General features: G+C 54.5%; 3 protein-coding genes and 1 pseudogene. 3 read left to right on the top strand and 1 reads right to left on the bottom strand.

Features of this window, described 5'->3' with window-relative positions:
- Positions 1-239 precede the first annotated feature (239 nt).
- The 3 genes and pseudogenes from IRZ24_RS19905 to IRZ24_RS19350 form a co-directional block, all read left to right on the top strand.
- A pseudogene (locus IRZ24_RS19905) lies at positions 240-395 on the top strand (helix-turn-helix transcriptional regulator); the annotation flags it as partial.
- A 150-nt stretch (positions 396-545) separates the two neighbouring features.
- Positions 546-1571, top strand: coding sequence for a hypothetical protein (locus IRZ24_RS19355; RefSeq protein WP_297168121.1), 1026 nt, complete (start codon positions 546-548; stop codon positions 1569-1571).
- Positions 1568-1861: a Dabb family protein gene (locus IRZ24_RS19350; RefSeq protein WP_297168118.1), complete on the top strand. Its 294-nt coding sequence runs from the start codon at positions 1568-1570 to the stop codon at positions 1859-1861. The genes IRZ24_RS19355 and IRZ24_RS19350 overlap by 4 nt, the downstream gene beginning before the upstream one ends.
- 487 nt (positions 1862-2348) lie before the next feature.
- On the opposite strand, the gene IRZ24_RS19900 is transcribed toward IRZ24_RS19350, so the two are convergent.
- On the bottom strand, positions 2349-2477 hold a 129-nt coding region (locus IRZ24_RS19900; protein ID WP_366914342.1), incomplete at its 5' end, for a helix-turn-helix transcriptional regulator.

Raw genomic sequence — 2477 nt, 5'->3', positions numbered from 1 at the left:
ACCAAGATGTTCCTCCTTTCCAATCCTTCCGGTCTGAAGCGCATCAACTGAGAAGCCCCTTTATCCCGGTGTTGCTCTGTGAGCAGCCAGGATGCTATACTCGGAAAGAATTCAGGTCAAGGATCAGTGTACTCGATTTCTCTTGCAAAGACAGCGAATCTGCGGCACGAAAGCGGCAACCGATGAGTTGCTATGCGGTACGAAAGAGGCACAACTAAGTTGCTGTGGGAGATGTACGCATGTATCCAAACCGGATAAAAGAGGAAATCAAACGGCGAGGGTATACGTTGAAGGAAGTCGCGCGAGCGCTTTACATTTCAGAGCGCGCTTTGCGGAACTATTGTGCTGGCCGGAGGCCGATGCCGAAGGATCTCCGAGAGCGACTTGCAATGCTGTTGGAATGTTCAGTCCCGGAGCTACTAACTTCCCCATCGTCATGCGGTTCTCAGCAGCCTTCTTCCTCTTGTGGCCAGGCGCGCTTTGACGGGCCTGCTGGTCTAGCTGATATAATGGAGCAAGCAAGCGATAAATCAGTGTGGTGTGCAATGAATTCATTACGTCGGCAAGTCCTAATGGCTTTCAGCGGCATCATAGGAGCAGGGGTCATTCCATCATCTCAGCATGCCCTCCTCGACCCTTTTCCTGGTGAACATGCGCCCGCATTATCAGAGATCTCTCTCCAGAATCTGGCTGCGATCACCCACCAGTTTCGGATCATGCAACGCCAGGGAGATACTTTTATTATCAAAGGGTTACTTGGTCATATCGCTACTATTGAGGAAGCGCTTTACAGAACAAAGCAGGATATAATTAGACGAGAACTCTGGCGCCTCCTTGCTCAGGCTCAGCTGGTGGCTCGCCTTCACCCTATTCAGAAACTGGGACTGGCTCAGGCGAAGACGCTCAACGAGGCTGCGATTGCATCGGCGATCAACAGTGGAGATCTCGCTCTCACAGGCGCGGCTATTGGCCATCTGGCGCATCTCTACCTGAGAGAAGAGCGGGACCTGCACAAGGCCTCTCAGTTGCTTGATCAAGCATGGGACTACAGCCAGGAATCCCGGGACCTGAGAGGGTGGATAGCGATTGTCCGAGCCTCAATTGCTGCTCACCAGGGGGATTGGCAGAAGTGTGAAGTGCACATCACAGAGGCAATGGAGATCGTTGACTCGCTCTCTGGGCCGCAACAACATCCTGATCCATACTTCACCGATTTTAGCCGTCTCAGTGTCCAGATTTTTGCGGGGAACTGCTGGCTTACTCTTGGTGCCGCAGAGAGAGCCTATGAGCTGCTCACGGCAAGCCCGGTCGAGGAGCTATCTATGAATCGGCAGGCCAGCGCTCACTACGATCTTGCCAGGGCCTCTATTGTGGTAGGAGAAATAGAAGCTGCCCAGCGTCATGCTTTCAAGGCGATGGACCTGGCTCAAGCAATGGAGCAAGAGTACATCATCCATCGGTGTCTCGCCTTAGCTCACAGCATCCAGCACCGGGATCGTTGTAAGCCGCTAGCTCAGGCTGTGATCGAATACGCTCACACCATTCAACGGAGGAGAATCAACAGCCTATGATCATGCACGTGGTATTGCTTAAGCCGAAGCAGGATATAGGAGAGCAGGAGATATGGAATGCTATGGAACGTATTAAGGAATTACAGCAGAAAATACCTGGGATGGTAGACGTAATGGTAGGGAGAAATTTCAATACATCCAACAATAAGGGTTATCTCTATGGATTCGTGATGCACTTCGTAGATGAAGATCATTTGAAGATGTATGGCCCCCATCCAGCTCACCAGGTGGTAGCAGCAGAGCTGGTGCGTCTTTGCCAGGATATCATCGACTTCGACCTTGCTCTTTGAGGGGTGTCTGCTTTGCTCGAGGGTGAGGAGGCTGTGACGATCGGCAGTGGCCTGCCCTTTAGCGGCAGTTGCTCGGGATGATCAACCAGACCCTGACCGGGCTGGCGAGGACCCGGCTTGTTGCCAGAGGCCCTGCTCAATAAGCGCGATCTGGAGGTCTATACCAGCTTTTCCAGGGGGCTCAGGGATTACAGCGGTTCCCGAGCCAGATGCGGCGCCAAGAGTGGATGGCGCATCTCAAGCAGGCCCTGGCCCACTGGCCCCAGGAGCGACGTGTCCGAGACTTGCTTGATCTCCTTGTCTCAGCAGGCGTCCCGTGACCAGGGCACAGCGAGAGATCTGAAGAGAGGCTGGCTTCGGGCGCAGTAACGCGACAGCTAGTAAACCCGTCCCGATACAGCTCCGTGCTCTGGCGGCGAGGAAGAGGAACAGTGCACGGTCGTGCTCACTCCTGGCTGCCGAGTTGCCAGCCCGAGGGGGAAGGGTGTCAGGGGAGTCGCCGCTGCCTGACAGAGGGAGGAGGGGCACTCTCCTTTGTGGCAGCACCTGCTCTCTCCCACCGATGGACTGTCGTTTTACTCACTCCCAGTCGTGCCGCCACTTCGTCCTGGGAAAG

Origin of the sequence: Thermogemmatispora sp., assembly GCF_019683755.1 — a bacterium.
In the GTDB taxonomy this organism is placed as follows: Bacteria; Chloroflexota; Ktedonobacteria; order Ktedonobacterales; family Ktedonobacteraceae; genus Thermogemmatispora.
Note: the sequence above shows the minus strand (reverse complement) of the source record. Positions and strands in the feature narration are given on the sequence as shown.

Coding starts and splice junctions, on each gene's coding strand:
- IRZ24_RS19350 (WP_297168118.1), top strand. CDS start 1,568: ATGATCATGCACGTGGTATTGCTTAAGCCGAAGCAGGATATAGGAGAG.
- IRZ24_RS19355 (WP_297168121.1), top strand. CDS start 546: ATGAATTCATTACGTCGGCAAGTCCTAATGGCTTTCAGCGGCATCATA.